This window comes from Mesorhizobium sp. B2-3-10, from assembly GCF_006442275.1.
Lineage (GTDB): Bacteria > Pseudomonadota > Alphaproteobacteria > Rhizobiales > Rhizobiaceae > Mesorhizobium > Mesorhizobium australicum.
Genome location: NZ_VFVT01000004.1, coordinates 365,596 through 384,249, shown reverse-complemented (window position 1 = coordinate 384,249; position 18,654 = coordinate 365,596). Strand labels below are relative to the sequence as shown.

General features: G+C 60.1%; 15 protein-coding genes. 5 read left to right on the top strand and 10 right to left on the bottom strand.

The window, feature by feature from the left end; all coding sequences use genetic code 11:
- Positions 1–14: 14 nt before the first annotated feature.
- From FJ943_RS14550 to iolE, 5 genes are read right to left on the bottom strand one after another with little or no spacing between them, the layout of a single operon-like run.
- Positions 15–833 (bottom strand): carbohydrate ABC transporter permease, encoded by an 819-nt coding sequence (locus FJ943_RS14550; RefSeq protein WP_140620454.1) that lies wholly within the window; start codon positions 831–833, stop codon positions 15–17.
- On the bottom strand, positions 830–1,738 hold the full coding sequence (locus tag FJ943_RS14545) for a sugar ABC transporter permease (RefSeq protein ID WP_140722334.1): 909 nt from the start codon (positions 1,736–1,738) through the stop codon (positions 830–832). Before FJ943_RS14545 ends, FJ943_RS14550 begins: the two co-directional genes overlap by 4 nt.
- The gene (locus tag FJ943_RS14540; RefSeq protein WP_181174557.1) at positions 1,738–3,057 is read right to left on the bottom strand and encodes an extracellular solute-binding protein; all 1,320 of its coding nucleotides are present in this window, start codon (positions 3,055–3,057) and stop codon (positions 1,738–1,740) included. The genes FJ943_RS14545 and FJ943_RS14540 overlap by 1 nt, the downstream gene beginning before the upstream one ends.
- Position 3,058: 1 nt before the next feature.
- Positions 3,059–4,150, bottom strand: coding sequence for an ABC transporter ATP-binding protein (locus tag FJ943_RS14535; RefSeq protein ID WP_140620459.1), 1,092 nt, complete (start codon positions 4,148–4,150; stop codon positions 3,059–3,061).
- Between the two features lie 28 nt (positions 4,151–4,178).
- On the bottom strand, positions 4,179–5,087 hold the full coding sequence (iolE, locus tag FJ943_RS14530; RefSeq protein WP_140722328.1) for a myo-inosose-2 dehydratase: 909 nt from the start codon (positions 5,085–5,087) through the stop codon (positions 4,179–4,181).
- 283 nt (positions 5,088–5,370) lie between these two features.
- On the opposite strand from iolE, the gene FJ943_RS14525 reads away from it, so the two are divergent.
- Positions 5,371–6,801, top strand: coding sequence for a PLP-dependent aminotransferase family protein (locus FJ943_RS14525; RefSeq protein ID WP_224643183.1), 1,431 nt, complete (start codon positions 5,371–5,373; stop codon positions 6,799–6,801).
- Between the two features lie 350 nt (positions 6,802–7,151).
- On the opposite strand, the gene FJ943_RS14520 is transcribed toward FJ943_RS14525, so the two are convergent.
- The gene (locus tag FJ943_RS14520; RefSeq protein WP_015316698.1) at positions 7,152–7,469 is read right to left on the bottom strand and encodes a YMGG-like glycine zipper-containing protein; all 318 of its coding nucleotides are present in this window, start codon (positions 7,467–7,469) and stop codon (positions 7,152–7,154) included.
- A gap of 147 nt (positions 7,470–7,616) precedes the next feature.
- Complete coding sequence (locus FJ943_RS14515; protein ID WP_140722325.1) at positions 7,617–7,958, bottom strand: hypothetical protein; 342 nt, start codon at positions 7,956–7,958, stop codon at positions 7,617–7,619.
- A gap of 215 nt (positions 7,959–8,173) precedes the next feature.
- Here FJ943_RS14515 and FJ943_RS29650 point away from each other — a divergent pair, with 215 nt between their 5' ends.
- On the top strand, positions 8,174–8,530 hold the full coding sequence (locus FJ943_RS29650) for a hypothetical protein (protein ID WP_181174556.1): 357 nt from the start codon (positions 8,174–8,176) through the stop codon (positions 8,528–8,530).
- A 298-nt stretch (positions 8,531–8,828) separates the two neighbouring features.
- On the opposite strand, the gene FJ943_RS14505 is transcribed toward FJ943_RS29650, so the two are convergent.
- A complete protein-coding gene (locus FJ943_RS14505; RefSeq protein ID WP_140722322.1) occupies positions 8,829–9,662 on the bottom strand; it encodes a Ku protein in 834 nt (277 codons plus the stop codon).
- A 1,219-nt stretch (positions 9,663–10,881) separates the two neighbouring features.
- On the opposite strand from FJ943_RS14505, the gene FJ943_RS14500 reads away from it, so the two are divergent.
- The 3 genes from FJ943_RS14500 (at position 10,882) to FJ943_RS14475 (ending at position 16,299) form a co-directional block, all read left to right on the top strand.
- On the top strand, positions 10,882–11,922 hold the full coding sequence (locus FJ943_RS14500; protein ID WP_140722319.1) for a YihY/virulence factor BrkB family protein: 1,041 nt from the start codon (positions 10,882–10,884) through the stop codon (positions 11,920–11,922).
- A gap of 1,465 nt (positions 11,923–13,387) precedes the next feature.
- A complete protein-coding gene (locus FJ943_RS29995; RefSeq protein WP_140661279.1) occupies positions 13,388–13,618 on the top strand; it encodes a DUF6074 family protein in 231 nt (76 codons plus the stop codon).
- A 2,507-nt stretch (positions 13,619–16,125) separates the two neighbouring features.
- A complete protein-coding gene (locus tag FJ943_RS14475) occupies positions 16,126–16,299 on the top strand; it encodes a hypothetical protein (protein ID WP_318013337.1) in 174 nt (57 codons plus the stop codon).
- A gap of 361 nt (positions 16,300–16,660) precedes the next feature.
- On the opposite strand, the gene FJ943_RS14470 is transcribed toward FJ943_RS14475, so the two are convergent.
- Both FJ943_RS14470 and FJ943_RS14465 read right to left on the bottom strand, forming a co-directional pair.
- On the bottom strand, positions 16,661–17,767 hold the full coding sequence (locus tag FJ943_RS14470; RefSeq protein WP_140722313.1) for a PAS domain S-box protein: 1,107 nt from the start codon (positions 17,765–17,767) through the stop codon (positions 16,661–16,663).
- 161 nt (positions 17,768–17,928) lie between these two features.
- Entirely contained in the window at positions 17,929–18,147 is a 219-nt protein-coding gene (locus FJ943_RS14465) for a DUF768 domain-containing protein (protein ID WP_140620481.1), read from the bottom strand.
- Positions 18,148–18,654 lie beyond the last annotated feature (507 nt).

Below are 18,654 nucleotides of genomic sequence, written 5' to 3'. Positions count from 1 at the left end.
GCCCAGCCGGGTCGTCATTTCACGGCTCCCATGGTGAGTCCGCGAACCAGGTGGCGCTGCACCAGCAGCGCGAAGACGACGATCGGCAACGCGCCGATAACGCCGGCGGCCGACATCGAGGCCCAGTCGGTGTCGATGCGGCCGATCAGCGTGGCGGTGCCGCGCGGCATCGTCATCGCGCGAGGCGTGGCCGTCAGCGCCAGGGCGAACAGGAATTCGTTGAAAGTGACAAGCACGGCAAAGATGGCGGTCGCCGCGAGGCCGGGAGCTGCCAGCGGCAGCGTGATGCGCCGGAACGCACCGAAGCGGGAATCGCCATCGACCATGGCGGCTTCCTCGAGATCCACGGGGATCTCCCGAAAGAAGCTCTCCATCATCCAGACGCAGAAGGTGATGTTGAAGGCGGTGTAGGTGGCGATCAAACCCAACCAGCTGTCGAGCAGGCCGAGCTTGAGCATCAGCAGATAGACCGGGATCAGGATCACGACCGGGGGCACGATGCGCAGCGTCAGCAGGAACAGCCCGACCTTGCGCTCCATCATGAAAGGCAGGCGGAAGCGGGCGATCGCATAGGCGCCAAGGGTGCCGCCGAGCAACGCGATCGTCACGGAGAAGAACGTCACCACCAGCGAGTTGGTCAGATAGGCGCCGAACTGCTTATCGGTGAACAACCTGATATAATTGTCCAGCGTCGGACCGTGTGGATAGAGTGTGCCTTCCTGGGTGATCTCGCGATTGGATTTAAGCGATGTCGAGACAAGCCAGTAGACGGGCAAGAGCACGATGGCCAATACGGCACTCATCAACCCGATCCGCGCCAGACGATTGTTCATGACGCATCGACCCTGCGCAGAAGCCGCACGGCGCTCAGGGCCAGCGCAAGCACGACGAGCCCGATAGTGACGAACAGCGCGGCCGCATAGCCCGTCTGCTGGAATTTGAAGGCGGTGTCGTAGCCATAGATCGAAACCAGCCGCGTCGCCTCGCCCGGCCCGCCCCGGGTGAGCACGAACACCTGGTCGAACGTGCCGAAGGCCTCAATCGTTCGCAGCACGATGGCGATCGCCAGCACGGGCCGCATCATAGGAAAGGTAAGATCGGCAAACACCCGCCACGCGCCAGCGCCGTCGACGCGAGCGGCCTCGAAGGGTTCATGCGGCAGCGACTGCAGGCCGGCCAAAAGGATCAGGAACATCAGCGGCGTCCATTCCCAGACGTCGAGCACGACAAGGCCGATGAACGCCTTGACGGGATCTCCGAGAATTTGCACCTGGCCGCCGCCCATCCACTCGGAGACTGCCGTCAGCATGCCCGCGTCGCTGGCATAGATCAGCCGGAAGACGATGGCGACCACGACCGGCGTTATCACCATCGGGATAATCAGGATGGTTCTCAGCAGGCGAATGCCGCGAAATTCGCGCAGGCAAAACAGCGCCAGGGCAAAGCCCAGAATTGCCTCGAAGGTGACCGCCAGGGCGACGAATTTGACCGTCACCAAAAGCGAATTCAAAAACTGGGGATCGCTCCACAGTTTTATATAGTTCCCCATGCCGGCATCGGCGACCACCGAGCCATAACGATAGGCCTTGGTGCTGGCGCGCAGGCCGTCCCACAAGGGATAGACGAGCACGCCGAGCACGATCAGCACGCCTGGCGCGAGCATGAGATAAGGGAGGGCAAGGTCGAACCCCGCCGCCTGCAGACGGTACTTGCGGTTCTGCGCCCCGCCATTTGGCATCAGTAATAGCCGACTGACGACAGGTAATCCTTGACCTGCTTGGCGGCGGTGTCCAATGCGGCCCCGCCTCCCGAGCCAGCCTGCAGCGCCTTGTTGAGCTCGATGCCGAGCAGTTCCTCAACCTTGGCCCAATCTGGCGTGCGCGGCCTCGGCAGCGCGCCAGCGTCGAGCTGCTGCAAGGCGACGGGGATCAGCCGGTTGCCGGGCTTGGCGACGCCGAAGGCGCTCCGCTTGACCGGGATGGAACCTGCTTCGGACAGCTTGGCCTGGACGTCGGCGCTGACATACCATTTCAGGAACTCGATCGAGTTGGCTTTGTTGGGCGCCGATTTCGGAATGCCGGCAATGAAGATGCCCATCTGAGCGATCGCCGCCGTCTGTTTCGGCACTACGCCGAAATCGAGCTTGCCAGCCACCTTTGTCTGCGTTGGATCGTCGGCCTTCAGCGCATTGCCGGAGTATTGGATGATTGCACCTGCTTCGCCGCCGAGGATCGCCGCGCCTTCCTGGTCCGAGTCGAACTCGACGACACCGCTTGGCGCGTTTTGCTTCATGGTGCCGACGAAGAATTCGGCCGAGGCTTTGCCTTGGGCGGAATTGAAGACCGGGTTCCACTTGTCGTCGAAGAAGGAACCGCCAAACGACAGAAAGACCGGGTACCAGCTGGTCACGATCGGATTGCCTGATACGCCGCGGAAGACGACCGGATATTTGATCTTGCCCGCCGCCACGCCTGCCTTGCCTTTGGCGATGACCTCGTCCCAGGTTTTCGGCGCACCGCCTGTGTAGACATCGTTGCGGTAAGTCAGCGTCTGCAGATCGCCGACGAACGGCACGCAGATGAGCGCCGGCGCGGCGGTTTCAAAACCCTTCACGCGCGGGCCTTTCTGAGGCGGCCAGTAGCCCATGTCGATCATCGAGCCGATCCAGTCCTTGTCGCCGCCATCGATGCCGGCCCCTCCAAGATCCTCGAGCACATTGGCGGCGCCGAACTGCGGCACCCATGGATCGTCGAGAAGATAGAGGTCGTACTGGCCGGCGCTGTTCTTGGCGTCGGCGAACCACTTCTCGAGCGTTACGCCGTATTCATCCTCGAGGAATTCGATGTCGAAGCCAGCATCCTTGGCCAGTGGGATGATCTTCTGTTTGAACGGCGTCAGGCCGCCATCGGCGAAGGCGCCGATGATCACCTTCTTGCCAGCGGCGCTCGCCGGGACAGGCAGGCCGAGGGCGGTAAGGGCCGTCGTGGCAAGTGCAAGGCCAATTCCCCCCTTGAGCACGGAACGGCGAGTAAGTCTGCTAATGCTGGACTGCGTCATTTCACTCTCCATCACTGTTGACCCTGTGGACGGCCGTCAGGCCGGCGGAATTGAAGAAGCATGCATTCGACACATCGAAAGTGAGCCCGATGTTGGCGCCCACCGCCCCCCGGAAGTCGCGGCCGGCACGGACCGAAACATTGCCGCTGCCGATGCGGACATTGACCAATGTCTCGTTGCCCATCGGTTCGACGACATAGATCTCGCCGGGTAGAGCGGCCCGCGTGCCGGGTGCTACAACACTCATGTCCTCCGGCCGCAGTCCGATCTCGACCGCCCGCGCAGCGCGGCATGTCGCCAGCCGGGGCGCCTGTATCGGAACCATTGCTCCGCCGACTGCGATGCATTGTTCAGCAAGCGCGACCGGCAGAATGTTCATCGGCGGGTTGCCGACGAAGGTGGCAACGAAACGGTTGGCCGGGCGGTCGTAGATATCGGCCGGCGGCGCCATCTGCTGCAGTTCACCGGCGTGCATGACCGCGACGAAGTCGGCCATGGTCAAGGCCTCGACCTGATCGTGCGTGACGTAGAGGGTTGTTGCGCCAAGCCGCTGGCAAAGCCGCTTGATCTCGCCGCGCATGGTCAGGCGCAGGCGTGCGTCAAGGTTCGACAGCGGCTCGTCCATCAGGAAAGCGGCCGGATCGCGAACGATGGCCCGCGCAAGCGCCACGCGCTGCCTCTGCCCGCCCGAAAGCTGGCGCGGCCGGCGATCGAGCAGGTGGCCGATCTCAAGGACCGCGGCGACCTCGTCAATCTTGGCGCGGCGCGAGGCATCCGGCATGCCGCGAATCCATAGAGGATAGCCGATGTTCTCAGCGACGGTCATCTGCGGATAGAGCGCATAGCTCTGGAAGACCATGGCGATGTCGCGGTCGCGCGGCTGCAGCCGGGTTACGTCACGCTCACCGATGAAGAGCTTGCCGGCGCTCGGCATGTCGAGACCGGCAAGGATGCGCAACGCCGTCGTCTTGCCGCAACCCGAAGGACCGAGCAGGGCCAGGAACATGTGGTCGGGGACTGCGAGGTCAAGCGAGCGCAAGACGTTCAGCGCGCCGTAGTTCTTGACTACACTTTGGTACAGGACAGAACTCATTGCCGCTACCCAGCGCGCCCTAAGCGTATCAGTTCTCCCGTTCCTCGACCTCGAAACCGGCTCTGAGGGCCAGGTCGTGCAGGTTGCGATAGCCCATCGTCGCATAGGTAAGGGGATGGGCCTTGCTCGGATCCTGTTCGGCCTCGACCACCAGCCAGCCGGCATAGCCATTGTCAGCCAGCACCCCTAAAAGCGTCGGATAGTCGATGGACCCATCGCCGGGCACGGTGAAGATGCCTTCCATCACCGCGCCCATGAAACTCATATCCAGGGCGCGAGCGCGCTTCAGCACATCGGGCCGCACATCCTTGCAATGCACGTGAACGACGCGACCGATGTGATGCCGCAGCAACGTCTCGGCATCGCCGCCGGAAAACAGGCAATGGCCGGTGTCATAGAGGAGGCCAACGGCTTGCCCTGAACCGGCCATCAGCCTGCCGATCTCGTGATCCGTCTCGACGATTGTCCCCATGTGGTGGTGAAAGGCCATGCCAACGCCAAAATCGGCGAACCGTTCAGCCAGTCCCGTTATCTTCTTGCCGTAGGATCTCCACTCGTCGTCGGCGAGCTTGGGACGCTGCGAGATCGGATCGTGAATGGCGCCATGGCGGCCACGCGACGTATCGGCGTAGACGACGTGCTTGGCGCCGAGGTCGCGCAGCAGCGTCAGATGCGGCAGGATGGCGTCGAATTCCTCCTCGACCTCCTTTTCGCAGATCCGGCCATCGTACCAGCCGGAGACCAGTCTAAGACCATGGGTCGAGAGAGCCACGGCGAGGTCCTTGCTGGCACGCGGGAACTTGCCGCCGAGTTCCGTTCCCGCGTAGCCGGCTTCGGCCGTTTCGGAAAGGCAGACCTCGAGTGGGGTATCCCCGCCCAGCTCGGGCACGTCGTCATTGCTCCAGGTAATCGGATTTATGCCTATGCAGACAGCCATCATCGTTCCTCATCGGACAGGCCGGGCCATTTGCTGGCGGTGCCTCATCAAAACCAATCAGGTCGATGAAGGCGTCGGCTCGTGGTGTCTGGGCCCGTTGTTCCCTCTTCCTTTCATTTAAGCGCCGATCTGTCTCCATCGCGAGAGCCAGTTCGGTGAGAAGTGAAGGTGCCAGTTTCACTTCGCGCGGCGCTCGTCTAAGCTCGATCCGCACTCATCCCGCGAGGCTTTTCCAATGCAGCTATCGAGGCGTAAGCGCCAAGGCTTTCCGATGGACGCGCTGATGATCAATCGGACTGTGGATGAACCGATTCATCGCCAGCTCTACCGGCAGATTGCCGCGATGATCCGTGAGCGTCGTCTGGCACCGGGATCGGAATTGCCGTCGACGCGCGCGCTGGCTGAGGATCTGGGCCTCGCCCGCAACACTATCGTGGCTGCGTATGACCAACTGGCGACGGAAGGTTATCTTACGAACCGGCAGGGCGCGCGACCGGTGGTCATCGACCTGCCCGTGAACTCGACCGATCAAGGTGGCAAACCCACGGCCGTGGCGATCCGCCGCCCGCTTTCGAGGCGCGGCGAGAGCCTGATGCAGCAACCCTTCCATCATGGAGCGCCAGGGCGCTTCGCCTTTCATCCGGGCATGCCGGACCCACAAAACTTCCCGTTTGGCGTCTGGGGCAGGCTGCTCGCACGCCGGGCAACGTTTGGCGCCGACATGTTGTTCGGCACCTATCATGTGACCGGCCTGCCGGCGCTCAAGGAGGCGATTGCCGGCTACCTGACCTCGGCCAGAGGGGTGCGATGTTCTCCCGAACAGATCGTCGTAACGACGGGGGCGCAGGCGGCGTTCGATCTGCTGGCGCGTCTGCTGCTCGATCCGGGCGACACAGTCTGGCTGGAGGAACCGGGCTACTACGCGGCCAAGGCAACCTTCACCGTCGCTGGCGCCAACATTGTGCCGCTTGTTGTCGACCGCGATGGATGGCAAATGAGCCAGCCCGAGATTTCACCGCGCCTGATCTATGTGACGCCCGCCTGCCAGCACCCCTTGGGAATCACGATGCGCATGGACCAGCGGCTGCGGCTGTTCGAAATCGCCGAGCGCAACAATTCCTGGATCATTGAAGATGATTTCGACGGTGAGTACAGATTTCAAGGAAGGCCGGTGCCCGCCATACAGAGCATGGATTGCGCGGACCGGGTCATCTATGTCGGCACCTTTGCCAAGTTGCTGTTTCCGGCGCTCAGGCTGGGGTTCATGGTCCTGCCCGCCGCCTTGTGCGAGGGCATTCCGCATGCGCTGAGCACCACTGGGCAGTTCGCGCCCCTCCTGCTGCAGGCAGCACTGGCCGATTTCATCGATGAAGGCCACATGACCCGCCATCTGAAGCGCATGCGGCGCATCTACGCCGAGCGCCGCAAGCTTTTCTACGAATTGTGCCAGACCGAACTGGCCGATCACATGACCCTTTCGGCGGCGGAAGCCGGAATCCAGGTCGTTGCTTCGCTTCACGGAAGTTGCGACGATCGGGCGGTCGTGCAATGCGCCGACAAACTCGGTGTCAACGCATCGCCGCTTTCGAAATATTACTGGTCATCCTCCGGGAATGGCCTCGTGCTTGGCTATGCCGCCTGCAACAAGGCCGACAGCGAAGCGGGAATCCGACGTCTGCGCCAGGCCATCGAGCAGGTACGGACTTTGTCATAAACCCGTCGGCCTGCCAGGAAGCGGGAGCCGGCATCACCTCGAAATCCTTCGCCATGACTTGCCGAACACCTGGCTGCTGACCTCACCTGGCAGGGACGGGCGCTGAACGGTCTCGGGTCGGCGTCCGACGTCGGAGTTGTCCCGATTCAGTTCGATCTGGCCCTTGCGCAAATCGTAACATCGCATTGGCCCAGGACCTGATTGGCTCACAATGGCCAAGCAAATCCCGACCAGATACCCAGTCAACCGCCTCGCATGTGCCCCCCTGTGCAGGCATAGCGGTGTCTCTGTTCATCCGCCACAGATGCGTGGCGCATTAACATACCATCGAGCGAGCCTACCGCGCCTTCTCAATAATTGCCGTTGTAGTACCGGTCATCGCACGGCGCGGTGTAAATTCGGCCGTAGCGGTCCTGGTACCGGCAGAGCTGATCCTCACGACGCTGCGGGGTGGTGGCGGAGCCGACCACTGCTCCTAGCAACGCGCCGCCGGCCGCGCCGATCACGGTGCTCTTCGTGTTGCCGCCAATAGCCTGGCCGACCAGGGCGCCGCCGGCGCCGCCCAGCAGAGCGCCCGTAGTTGCCCGCTGCTGGCCTTCCGTCTGCGTTTCGCAGCCTGCCAGAGCTGCCGTCATCAGGACAGCCAAAACCGCTTTGTTGAGTCTCATCTGAGGAACCTCCTTGAGGCCGCGAGGGCCGATCGCGCCAAGTGCTGCGGCATTGCGGCGGAACGGCGGCGGGCTGTCTCACGAAGTGAGACATGGTTTCTCGCTGGTTGAACGTTGATCTAAAACGGGCCCTAATCAGCCAGATTGTTAGGCACGACGTTCCCGTGGCGGTGCTGACAGTTTCCCTGATTGGCGCCGGTTCGGCCATTTTCCCAGCAGCGGCGTTGCATTGCTCTCAATCACCGACGTGCCGAATATTGGGATGAGCGACGGCTCTTCAGCCTTTTTCCTACCTCCAGTTTTCAGCGCTGCGATTTCTTCATCGCGCCTCGTGATGCGGCTTTCCAAGTTCGCGATGCGCTCGGTTAGAAAGTAGCGGCCGGCGACGAATCCTCCGCTCCCGAACAGAACTGAAAAGGTGGCAAACGCTATGGGGTTGCCGATGACCAATGCGGCATTCGTTTGGAAGAAGGCGATCAGGTCGTGCATGTTGAACATCCTCTTGGGTTCCGGAGGGTGGAGTTCCGGTCCGAACGACCACGTCCTTCGAACTAGCCTCGCCACCGCCGTTTTTTGGCGCCCGGCACAAGCCTCTCCTGCTCATCTGCTTTCAGGAATAAGGAATATATTCCTGTCTCGTCAAGGCCTCCTTGACCTTTTGTTCTTATTTTGTTCACTGCTGGCCCATGACAGGAAGGCGAACGATGAGACTTCAGCTGGAGATCGAAGGAGGTTCCTCAACAGAGGAGCAGCGCGCCATCGAGGCTACTAAGGCTGTGTTTGCGGCGGCGCGCATCTCGTCCGAGCAGGCAGCAGATGGGATGTCCGCGGTTGAAACTTGGGGCGATGCAGGCTGTCACGACGATCAAGCTCCCGTGCAGGACGAGGATATGGATGGATGCCAACAATGCGGCGATCGAGTTGTTGGATTGATGTGGGACTGCGATCCGCCTTCTCAGAAAGAGCCGAACTCATCGTCGTCGTGGCATTCGACCGCGGCAGAGATAGAGAACTGTTCACGGGTTACGGCCCGACTGATCAGCAAAGCGAGGAGCGGGTGATTAGGATCGCCAAGGCGCTCGCCTCGAAGCATGTCGGCGTGATTGCCTGAAGCCGAAATGCGGACGCTGCATTGGGCGACTACGGCCCACAACCCTCTTCGTCATCGCCGATGCCAGACATGGAATAAGCCCAGTCACTTTTGCGCCGCGCCTCCCGGGGCACGGCAGGATCCGGTCCCATCAAAATATCGCTGGGGGCGCGTATGACTGGAGCCGGACGAATATCGTGCCGCGGCAGACCCGGTTCCGTAGGTGGCCTGCGAGGTTCTACGGCAACAGAGCAGATCGGCTTCGCGCGTTACGCAGCATCCCTACCCGATTTTCGGCCCTTGGATTTGGTGCCGCCCTTGATGCCTTCCTTGGCAAGGCTCTTGCGAAGCACCGAGGCCAGGTCGATGACGTTTTCTTTTGGCGCCGGCGCCGGCTTGGGCGGTGCTTTGCCCTTGCGCTTCGCGTCGATCATGGCAATCAACGCATCCTCGTACGTGTCTTCGAACTTCGACGGATCGAACTTGGTGAATTTCTTGTCGATCAACAGCCCGGCTATTTCAAGAAGGTCTTCATCGTATTTAGGGCTTTCCAAGCCATTGAACACGGTCTTTTCCGACGTCATCTCGTCGTGAGTGCGCAGCTCGGTCAGCAGCATCCCCTTCTGGAAGGGCTGGATCAGCACCTCGCGCCCGCGCTGGTAGAGCACCACGCAAGAGCGCGCGGCCACGCGCTTGTTCGCCATCGCGTCACGAAGAACCGAAAAGGCTTCGAGCGAGGCGCCGTCCGCCGGGATCAGATAATAGGGCTTTTCCAGATATCGAGTGTCGACATCCTCAATTGCGACAAATGAATCCACCTCAAGTGTGTGGGCCGATGTCAGCTTGAGCTTCTTTATCTCATCGGGCTCGATCTTGATGAAATGGTCCTTGTCTACCTCGTAACCCTTGACCTGATCCTCGCCCTCCACGACATCGCCAGTCTCTTCGTCGACATAAGCGCTTTTGACGGGCAGCCCATCTTTCCGGTTCAGTATCTTGAAATGGATCTTCGAGGCCTCGCTGGTTGCACCGACCATCTTCACGCCGCACGAAACCGACCCGATCTTCAGGAAGCCTTTCCAAACCGCGCGGGGTGCCGCCATGACATCGCTCCTTGTCTGCCGTCAGTAAGAACACACGAAGTCGCCACCTGTTCCGTCGGCGCACCCCGGCTCCGCTACTCGGTCGCCGCCATCGGGCTGGTAATTACGACAGCGCGGACATCCCGGGGAATGCTGTGGACCGGTAGACGACCGCGTTCGCGCATGCGCGGCCGCGACGGCGCTGCCGGTGATGTGCCCACCGTGCAACCTCATTTAAGTCAGCTCGAGCCAAGCGTAAGCCGGCCTCTCCGCGCCTGTACATGGCGCATCGACTGACCATGTCCCCAGTCGGGTTTCCCTTGCAGCATGCGAATGGCCACCGCCTATATACAGATCCGCTTTCAACGCTCTAACCGGCGGTGTTAGAGACGTGGATTAGCTGAAACGCGAATTTCTCCTGCTAGCGTCCTTGCCTCTCCGATCGGTTGGCAAATGGCGGGGTTCAGAAGTCCTAATGCCGGCAGTGTCTTGACGCCAGCAAGGTGTTCGAGTTGCATCAAAACGGCGTCCACCAGGAGTGCAACGGCTCCAGATGACCTGCCCAGTGTCGCGGAAGCAGCCGCCTTAAGGGCGATCCCTGTCCGAAGAGACCGGTGGAAACGCGGCGGGCGAGTGCCAGGTCGTGTGCGGCCCGATTTTTCGGAGGCGCTAACATTGGTGATTCCGCTGGAGCAGCTTTCCGTGTTTGTTCGCAAACGGAAAATAGGCCGCCGTAGCGGAGCCTCAAAATGATGGACCGCATACGCCGGGTCGGAGGAAGTTTCGAGGCCGCAATGATCTTGATCATGGCCCTAGCAGCAATCGGAATCGTCTTGGTCATCACCACCGACATTTTGTGAGTTCTCAGACCTCATGGCCCTGGGCAGCGTTCGCTCGCTCGTCGAGTTGCGTTCCCAAACTGGTGGCTCGCAGACCTGATCTTGTCAGCACAGAAAATGGCAAAATGTCGAAACCCGGCAGCTACGCCTCGCCGTATCACTCCGGCGGACGCGCCGGCGTGATCGCCCTCCATGGGGTTCTCCGGCGCCATTGCACCGCACTGGGCTAACTCGACAGGAACAATCAACCGATCTTCTTGTTTGACGGCGATCGCGGTTGACCATCTGCCCTTTGCGCTGCCGCGGAACAAAATCCACAGGTGGCCGAGCCTGGAGACGGTCACCGCGCGGGGCGAAACTTCTGATCGTTCAGGTTTCGTAATCGGTAGCGGGAAAAAGAGATGCTGGACAAGACCTGGCGAATTACGAAATCGAGTGTGGCCGGCTTCATCGGCGACAGCGCTTTCAGTCATGGCGCCGCAATGGCGTTCTTCGCCGTGACCTCTCTGGGACCCATTCTGTTGTTGGTCGTGGCCGTAGCAGGCCTGGTATTTGGCCAAAGCGCCGCGCGCGATGCCGTCGCGGGACAATTGACGGGCCTGATGGGCGGTCAAAGCGCGGATGTCATACAAAGCGTACTGCAAAGTGCCTCCAACCGGTCGTCTGGTGCCATCGCCACGATTGTAGGCCTGGTGACATTGTTGCTGACAGCGTCGGGCGTGTTCGGTGAGATGCAGACCGCCTTGAATGAGATCTGGAAAGCAAAGCCCCAGGGGGGCTCCGTCTCTCGCTTAATCCGTGCACGGACGGCCAGCTTGGGACTGGTGATCGCCCTTGGCTTTTTGCTGATCGTTTCGCTTGCTGTGAGCGCCGCCATTACCGCGCTAGGCGACACGATAAATCGGCTTTTGCCGTTCGGATCACTCTTGATCGAAGGGCTGAATGTCTTGATTTCCTACCTGCTGATAGCAGTGCTCTTCGCCGCCATCTACAAGGTCCTGCCGGACCGCCATCTGGAGTGGCGCGACGTGTGGTTCGGAGCGTTTGTGACGGCCGCGCTGTTCACGGCTGGCAAGAGCCTGATCGGCTTGTACTTGGGTAGCAGCGCGATGGGATCGTCATTCGGAGCCGCCAGCGCGTTGATCATTGTGCTGCTCTGGATCTACTACTCCTCGCTAATTTTTCTTCTTGGTGCCGAATTCACTCACGCCTACTCTTTGAACATGGAAGCCGGCGACCCTTGGGTGAGGCTTCATCGGGTTGAGCCACGGCCGCAGAGCGGCCGGATACGGGGCGAAGACGCGATTGGCAAAAGTGCGGGATTGTTGTTCCTGGAGCGAAGACGGATCGCCAGGGCTACGAACCATCGACTTCGCCATGGGCGACCCAGGAACCACCCGTCGTTTTCGGACCCGTCGCCAGCGGTCCCCCCGCGATACTGACACGGGTTCGAGACGACGCATGGCACAGCGGGCCTTCGTCACTTACTCTCCTATGACCCCATCGAACATGTTGCCCTACGCCTCAACGCTCAGCCTCCGGAAAAGCCGAACTGGAACCTAAACGCACAGGGCTGGTTTGATGGCAAGAAAGGAGACCTCCATGATACGCTTACTCGTTCAATTCGGCGCTCTCTGTCTGGCGTACAATTTCGGGAAACAAATTGGCCGTGAGCAGGGCCGTCTTTCACCAACGGGCCAACCGCGACGCCGCTCCTTTTCGGAGGCGGGTGCCGCGCAGACTGGTGAGCGCAACGAACAAGGTTAGCCGCTTGCAGACTGCGGCCACCTGCGAACCGCGCAGCGCTTCTGAGGAACCACGCGACGTCGGGCCTCATGCTGGACGAGAAACCTTAGCGGCATGGCGCTCCGCGAGATTGCCCGGCAACTCATCGGGCGGGCATTGGGCAGGCTTTGCACGAGTGTCAGCGCGACGAGGGCCAACGGTGCCTCCTCAACCTGGTAATTGCAGAGCGTCCGACAGTAATTACACCCCCACAGTCAATCCGCACTGTCAGCTTGTCGGCTTTGCGATCGATACGGATGATATCCCCGACGAGAACGACCTCATCTCCAGCGCGGGTTTTGGGTGGCGGGTCAACCGAATAGGGTTGACCATAAGACGGAATGTTTACTTGGGCACGTCCGCTGGGCAGTATTGAGGCGACGGTGCCCTTCAAGGCGACCTCGTCACCGATCTCAAATTCCCGGGGCACGCTATAATGTAGCATGAGCCTCCTCCGGCGCTTCAAGATATCAATGCCGGCAAACTGACTTGGTTGCGTGAAATCGTAAGTCTCTCTCATCGCCCCGGTGAGGCCGAGCACCCTCTCCCCGGAGGGGCACAATGCGCGCGGTTAGGAACTTTAACGCTCCTGATTGACCGCCCGCGATCCAGGAACTCACAAGCGCGCGCGGTAATCGCCCGGGCGCCGTGGACGTCGTACATGTCACCCCGAGCACCGCGTTTTCTTTCCAACTCGTCTTTTCGCGGCAGCTACATGCCACTTCCTGCGAACAAACGCGGTTTCGATCCTAGCAGCCAGGCTGCCATTGCCGCGTTAGGCGCTTTGCGCCAGATAGGCCACGGTCGCAGTCCCACAGCAGAGCCGTGGTGAGGTCATTCAAGTGATCTTCTCTGAATGTGGCAGCGAAGCGACCGTTACATTCTCTTCGCCGCAAGGGCTTCGCCGTGCCGACGATCACGTCTTGACGGATTGGGTTGGCGGCCGCTGCATGCCTTCGCCGCCGGCCCGGCGGGTTCCTGACCACAACGGGGCCACGGAGTCTGTAAGGGTTTATGAAAGCAGTGGATAGTTGCCGAGCAGAGGTGTTCCGGCACGGACTGTTGTTTTAGTCTGCCTCGCCGGATTAATACCAAGGCGGCCATGCTCGAACGGTTTAGCCCATGTCAGTTTCTGCCTTTCCTGTCAGCCGAGAGCGTGCATCGGTTATGATCGTCGCCGACGCAATAGCTCGGCTTCCGAATGACGAAGCGGCCGAGCTTTGGTTGGAAACGGCTACGCATCTGTTGTCAGTCGCGATTGAACGCGGAGATGACACAGACCAGGCGCGCACTGAGGTCGTTCGGTTCTTCGATGCGGTTCAACGGATGCGAACCACGGTTTCATCAAAATAGATGGAGACGACAATCGTAGGCTGTGAAAAGCCTACAACTATGAACAGTCTCGTTTCGCACATAGTTGGCGTTTACCGGTGCCCAGGTATCCCAGCATTTGTCTGCGTGAGAGAGGGAACCAGGTGCAGTTACCTATCGCAGGACGTTTACAGAGCGTCTGGATACCAGCCCGAATTCGAGGGGCTGCCTTGGGAATCGGAATACCGGACCGCCAGAAACCCGACAATCTTAGCAACCGATGATACGAAGCGGTAAGTGCCTAACCATACCATCATGGAACCAAGCCCAATCCGGCAGGTTCACCAACGTTATGCCGCTATACTTCTTCGACACGATTGAGAATGGACAGATCACCCGCGATGATCTGGGTGTCGAGATGAGTCCATGCGACATGCGCGAGGAAGCGAAGCGGCTTCTGCCTGCAATCGTGGCAGACCACCCGCTGCCGGCAGACCTCAACGATTTTGCGGTATGGGTCCGCGACAAGTCCGGGTGCTGTGTCTATGAGGCGAGCTTAACGCTAATCACAAGGACGCTGCTTGCGCCAGCGTAGGCCGCCCAGGCTTTTTGGCCGAACCGTGGTGTCACCTGTAGGTCGTCCAAGCGTTGCATGACGCAGCTTTTCTCGCGCTCGGACCTTTCCACGCCTGACAAGGTTTAGCCGTTAGCGTTGTCATTCGGACTGGTCCGCCGAGCTTTCCTTCATGGTTTTCGCAAGCGCTTTTGTTTGCCAGCCTTGAAAGCGCCGAAGGCGCGCCGGGCGCAGCAGTCCGTCGCCATGAGCACCATGGCAGGCCTGCCGGACTCGCGCTGCACTCCATCGGTCGCGTTTTGATTATCCGGCAGTTCATCTTTGGCCCAGTGCGATAGGGGCTGGTGCGACGCTTGGCGACCATGCCTTGGTTGACGAGGTGAAAGACAAGTCCACCTCCAGTGCGGCGAAACACACAGCCCCGCGGTCCTCCGAGGCATCGGAGCCGACCAGGGAGAGCACTCATGAGTCGACATGGAATGGTTCAGCCTTCAGCTTCAGGCACTCAGCCGCCAGCATCGACGCACGTCTATGGTGATGATCCACTCCAGCAGAGCCGGGCCCGGCCGCCCACCGGTCCCGACAACGTCCGGGCAACTATTTTTGCGCTTTGGCCATTTTCGGGCGGTGCGTTCTACGGGGCTCCGTCCGACTATGGCGGCCGCTATTGCGGCCCGCGCTACCACAGTGACTATCCTGGTTATATGGCTCGGTATCCGCACCGCTACTCTAGGCATCACCACCGCCATTGCCGGGTCAAGCTGTTGCACCGGGACCATTACGAACTGGGTGTTGGAACGCGTGCAAATTTGCCCTTACTGACGGCCCGCCTCGGCTTCACTGATTTCTTCTCGGTTAACTGGCCCTCGTTACTTTGGTCGCGCCGATCACCGCCAAGCGACGTGTTCGACGTGCGAAGTCCATCGACAGGCGGCAATTGCGTAAAACGGTGGCCGCCACGGCACAATGAGCGCAAGTGACATGAGCGGAGGATGGGAATGATCATCTTGGCTGGCCAGCCGCCCGGCTGAGACGAGGGTCCCCGAAACACTACGGGCAAGTTGCTATTCCTATCCGAATCTGCTCTCCTCTTCCAAGGACCAGTCGCAACGCAGTTTGCTGAATCCATGGTCCCTGTCCTTGATGGCGACCGACGTTTCCCCCGCCCCCCAACCGGCGTCGGTCGCCCTGCTCTTTGGGCAGTTCAATCGCCGATGGCCATGGTTTCCGAGAACGCGGCAGACCTCCCCGCGAGAGCCGCCGGACCGGCACAGGCAATCCATCTGAAGGCAGCATTCTTCTGCGCCATCGCGGTGCTCATGGACAAAGGACATGGAGAAAATGTCCAGCTTCGTCGGAACTGCTCGCCACCGCCATCAACATTGTGGAAAGAACAAGCCGAGCGCGTCAGATGGCCCGAGATTCGACGGCCTATCCGATTAGACCGTCGGGTTTGTTGGAGCAGCCTTGAGCATTACCCGTGCGCTTTCTAACCCGGACTTTGGTCCCGGTTGCTTCCGACCGAAGACCAGCATCGGGAACCTTCGATTCTGCGTGAAGTTGGGTCGGAGCTCAAAATTTGTCCGGTGTGAGGCTGGTGGAAGATGGCACTCTCTCGACGACTGCTGATGTGCAACATGACGTTCGAATGTCCTCATTGCGGTTTCGCTCTGAAACGGGCAGGCAGTTGGTTTCAGGTCGTTTCCTCGCGCCGCTGCGAGGGATGTCAAAGCCAGTTTCGAATCACTTATACCGACAAACTCACCCTCTTCGCCAAGCATGAGCAGGAGGCAGTGCTTGAGGCTCACAGCGCTAACCGCCAGATTGCATCGTAGTGATGCCTGTTCAAGTCACGGCATTCGAGATTACAACTCCGCCCTCCCCCGCCGCCAGCCAAAGGATATGGAACGATGCTAAGTGGAGCTGTCACATCCCCCGTGCCTTGGGGATGCGCGTCGCCAGCCTTCGAGCCCGAATGCAGGCGGCCGAGATCACTGAAGACGAATTAATGGCCTTCCAGAAAGTCGTCGCGATCATGGAAAACGGACTAGGCCGTATCGATGGCGACGATCTTATCGCGGCCTCCTTCGTCGACGATCTTTCGCCGGAGAACGTAGCCGACCACGCCGACATTCAGCCGACTCTTTGACTCCCGTGCCGAAGCAGTGACAAAGTCGCAGGCAACTTGTGGCAGCGGAATCGCCCACGTTGATCGCCGTCATGGGACCCGACCGCGACGAGTTGCTGGCTAGGGGGGCGCTCCAGCTGCCATTCTTGCGGCGGTGTTCAGGCCCGCTTGGACCTTTCGGGATTGACGCTCAGAGTGCGGGTTCTCGTCGACAGCACTTGCTAGGTGGCTTGCGCCAGCATTGCTGGCGGGCTGATCGGACTAATGTGAGCTGCGACGTTGAAGTCTCGCAGGGGGCGTCTCTGCTCCTTGCGACCTCATGCAGCGCCGAAGTTCGATGTTCCTCGTATGCAATGCTGGCCGAAAACTGGCGCACAGTGGTTTATTTTTTGAGCCGTGACAGAGGCACACGCATGGAGATTACCAACCCACCGGCCGCCCAGTCGCGCGAAATTGTGCCGTCGAGCCCAGCAATGGTTGCTTGCTCAAGCTGGGTACCGAAGCCCGAGCTGTGAGCAGGTCCATAAATCTCCGGACCTCCGGTTTCGCTCCAGATCAGAAGAAGGCTTTTGGCATCAATCATACTCAGAACATCCAATTTCCCTCCAGCGCTTGCAAAACAACCGTGTTTGGCCGCATTGGTCGCGAACTCGCTGATAATCAGCGCCAGCGATGTCATGGCACTGCTTCCGAGGGGGACATCTACCCCCTTGATGCTTGTCCCGATCTGGGGTGCATTTTTGTACGGCGCAAGAACCGCGTTGAGCAGTGCCAAGAGGGTCGTCTCGCGTTGAATTTCGGCGTCGTCCCGGAGGTCTGCCAAAATAAGATCATGGGCACGGGCCAGTGAGGCCAGCCGGTCTCGCATGTCGCCTGCCAACTCGGCCGCACTGCTCGCTGACCGCTCACTCACCGAAACCAAAGCCGACGCGACAGAAAAAAGATTCTTCACTCGGTGATTCATTTCCCTCAGCAGCAGCTTTCGCCGTTTCTCGTTTCGCCTCCTCTCGGAAATATCCCTCGCGATCTTGGATGCGCCCAGAATTGTGCCACCATTCCCCAGAACAGGCGAGACAGTCACCGAAACGTCGACCAGGCTGCCGTCTTTGCGCTTCCGAATGGTGTCAAAATGTTCGACGCGCTCGCCCCGACGTATCCTCTCCAGAATGGCATCTTCCTCTTGCCGTCGATCTTCGGGAATCAGGATGAGTATCGATTGCCCGACGGCTTCTTCGGCCGAAAAACCGAAGATACGTTCGGCGCCGGTATTCCAACTGGTGATGATGCCTTCAATCGTCTTACTCAGGATCGCGTCGGTAGAGCTCTCGACGATGGAAGCAAGCCAAGCGCGTGCGTCTTCACTGGCCTTAGCGCCGATTTCTTCATCGGGCGGAGGCGGCACCAAATAGAGAGGCACAGCGGCTGGACCAATGTCACCCTGACCGAAACGCAAAAATCCATTCCTCTTGGCAGGCAAATGAACGGGCATCCGATCTCCTTGCTTCCAGAAAAATGCAGGCGTCGAACCGCGATAGCAAGTCTGCAGAGCGTCCCCGAGCGAAAACTTGCAGTTAATTGTCGTGGAGAACGATCATGAAGGCCGCCAAGGTGACGGCGGATCAAAGGGACTCACCCGAAGGAACTACAGGATCATTGGTTCGGGGTGGTCGGTGAAGAGCAGGCCGCGGTCAGCAAATACAGTTTGGTCGGCCGGGATGGGCGTTCCGAGCACCCTTTCACATAGCTGCCGGTCGCTTCGATCTCGGTACTGCTGACCCCGATCGCCTTGGCCGCGGAGAAAAGATTTTGGATTGCGGCGGCCACCGAGATCACGTCTGGACTGGCCAAGCCTGACAAATTGCTGCTCACTCACTTGTCCACAAAATTGACGCCGGGAGTGCTCATGCAGCCCTCAGGCGACGAACGTAAGCGAAGCTTCGTTATTTCGGTGACACGCAGCCAGTTTTTTACCTTGTGCCTCAATGTGACCGGCCGGCCGAGGTGTGCTTCTGCCGCTTTGAATGGCACCTGGGCCATGACCTGCGAAGACACAACCGACCCGCCGGCCATGATCTCAACTCGATACTCGGCCACTCACGCCCCCGCGATTGTTACCCCACCGCGATATAATTAGTTCGAGCTAAAATGGTTCCGGAACTTCGGCGGAGCCAGATGTTGCAGCCCGCGTGGAAAGGCCCATTTGACCAGGGCGGCTCGGTGGCTTGATCTCGCAGGGCAAACCGCCGAGCCTAACTGGCAACGGTTGCCAGCTTATGTGAAATTAGCATCATGGCCATTGGCCGGCGTCGTTCAAACACACGAGCAAAGAAGACAACGCGGCGTTAGGTTCCAGTGTCGCGCGTAGCGGCACCCACC

Excerpts from the sequence above, each read along its gene's own strand:
- FJ943_RS14550 (WP_140620454.1), bottom strand. The coding sequence starts at position 833 with ATGAACAATCGTCTGGCGCGGATCGGGTTGATGAGTGCCGTATTGGCC.
- FJ943_RS14545 (WP_140722334.1), bottom strand. The coding sequence starts at position 1,738 with ATGCCAAATGGCGGGGCGCAGAACCGCAAGTACCGTCTGCAGGCGGCG.
- FJ943_RS14540 (WP_181174557.1), bottom strand. The coding sequence starts at position 3,057 with ATGACGCAGTCCAGCATTAGCAGACTTACTCGCCGTTCCGTGCTCAAG.
- FJ943_RS14535 (WP_140620459.1), bottom strand. The coding sequence starts at position 4,150 with ATGAGTTCTGTCCTGTACCAAAGTGTAGTCAAGAACTACGGCGCGCTG.
- iolE (WP_140722328.1), bottom strand. The coding sequence starts at position 5,087 with ATGGCTGTCTGCATAGGCATAAATCCGATTACCTGGAGCAATGACGAC.
- FJ943_RS14525 (WP_224643183.1), top strand. The coding sequence starts at position 5,371 with ATGATCAATCGGACTGTGGATGAACCGATTCATCGCCAGCTCTACCGG.
- FJ943_RS14520 (WP_015316698.1), bottom strand. The coding sequence starts at position 7,469 with ATGAGACTCAACAAAGCGGTTTTGGCTGTCCTGATGACGGCAGCTCTG.
- FJ943_RS14515 (WP_140722325.1), bottom strand. The coding sequence starts at position 7,958 with ATGCACGACCTGATCGCCTTCTTCCAAACGAATGCCGCATTGGTCATC.
- FJ943_RS29650 (WP_181174556.1), top strand. The coding sequence starts at position 8,174 with ATGAGACTTCAGCTGGAGATCGAAGGAGGTTCCTCAACAGAGGAGCAG.
- FJ943_RS14505 (WP_140722322.1), bottom strand. The coding sequence starts at position 9,662 with ATGGCGGCACCCCGCGCGGTTTGGAAAGGCTTCCTGAAGATCGGGTCG.
- FJ943_RS14500 (WP_140722319.1), top strand. The coding sequence starts at position 10,882 with ATGCTGGACAAGACCTGGCGAATTACGAAATCGAGTGTGGCCGGCTTC.
- FJ943_RS29995 (WP_140661279.1), top strand. The coding sequence starts at position 13,388 with ATGTCAGTTTCTGCCTTTCCTGTCAGCCGAGAGCGTGCATCGGTTATG.
- FJ943_RS14475 (WP_318013337.1), top strand. The coding sequence starts at position 16,126 with ATGCAGGCGGCCGAGATCACTGAAGACGAATTAATGGCCTTCCAGAAA.
- FJ943_RS14470 (WP_140722313.1), bottom strand. The coding sequence starts at position 17,767 with ATGCCCGTTCATTTGCCTGCCAAGAGGAATGGATTTTTGCGTTTCGGT.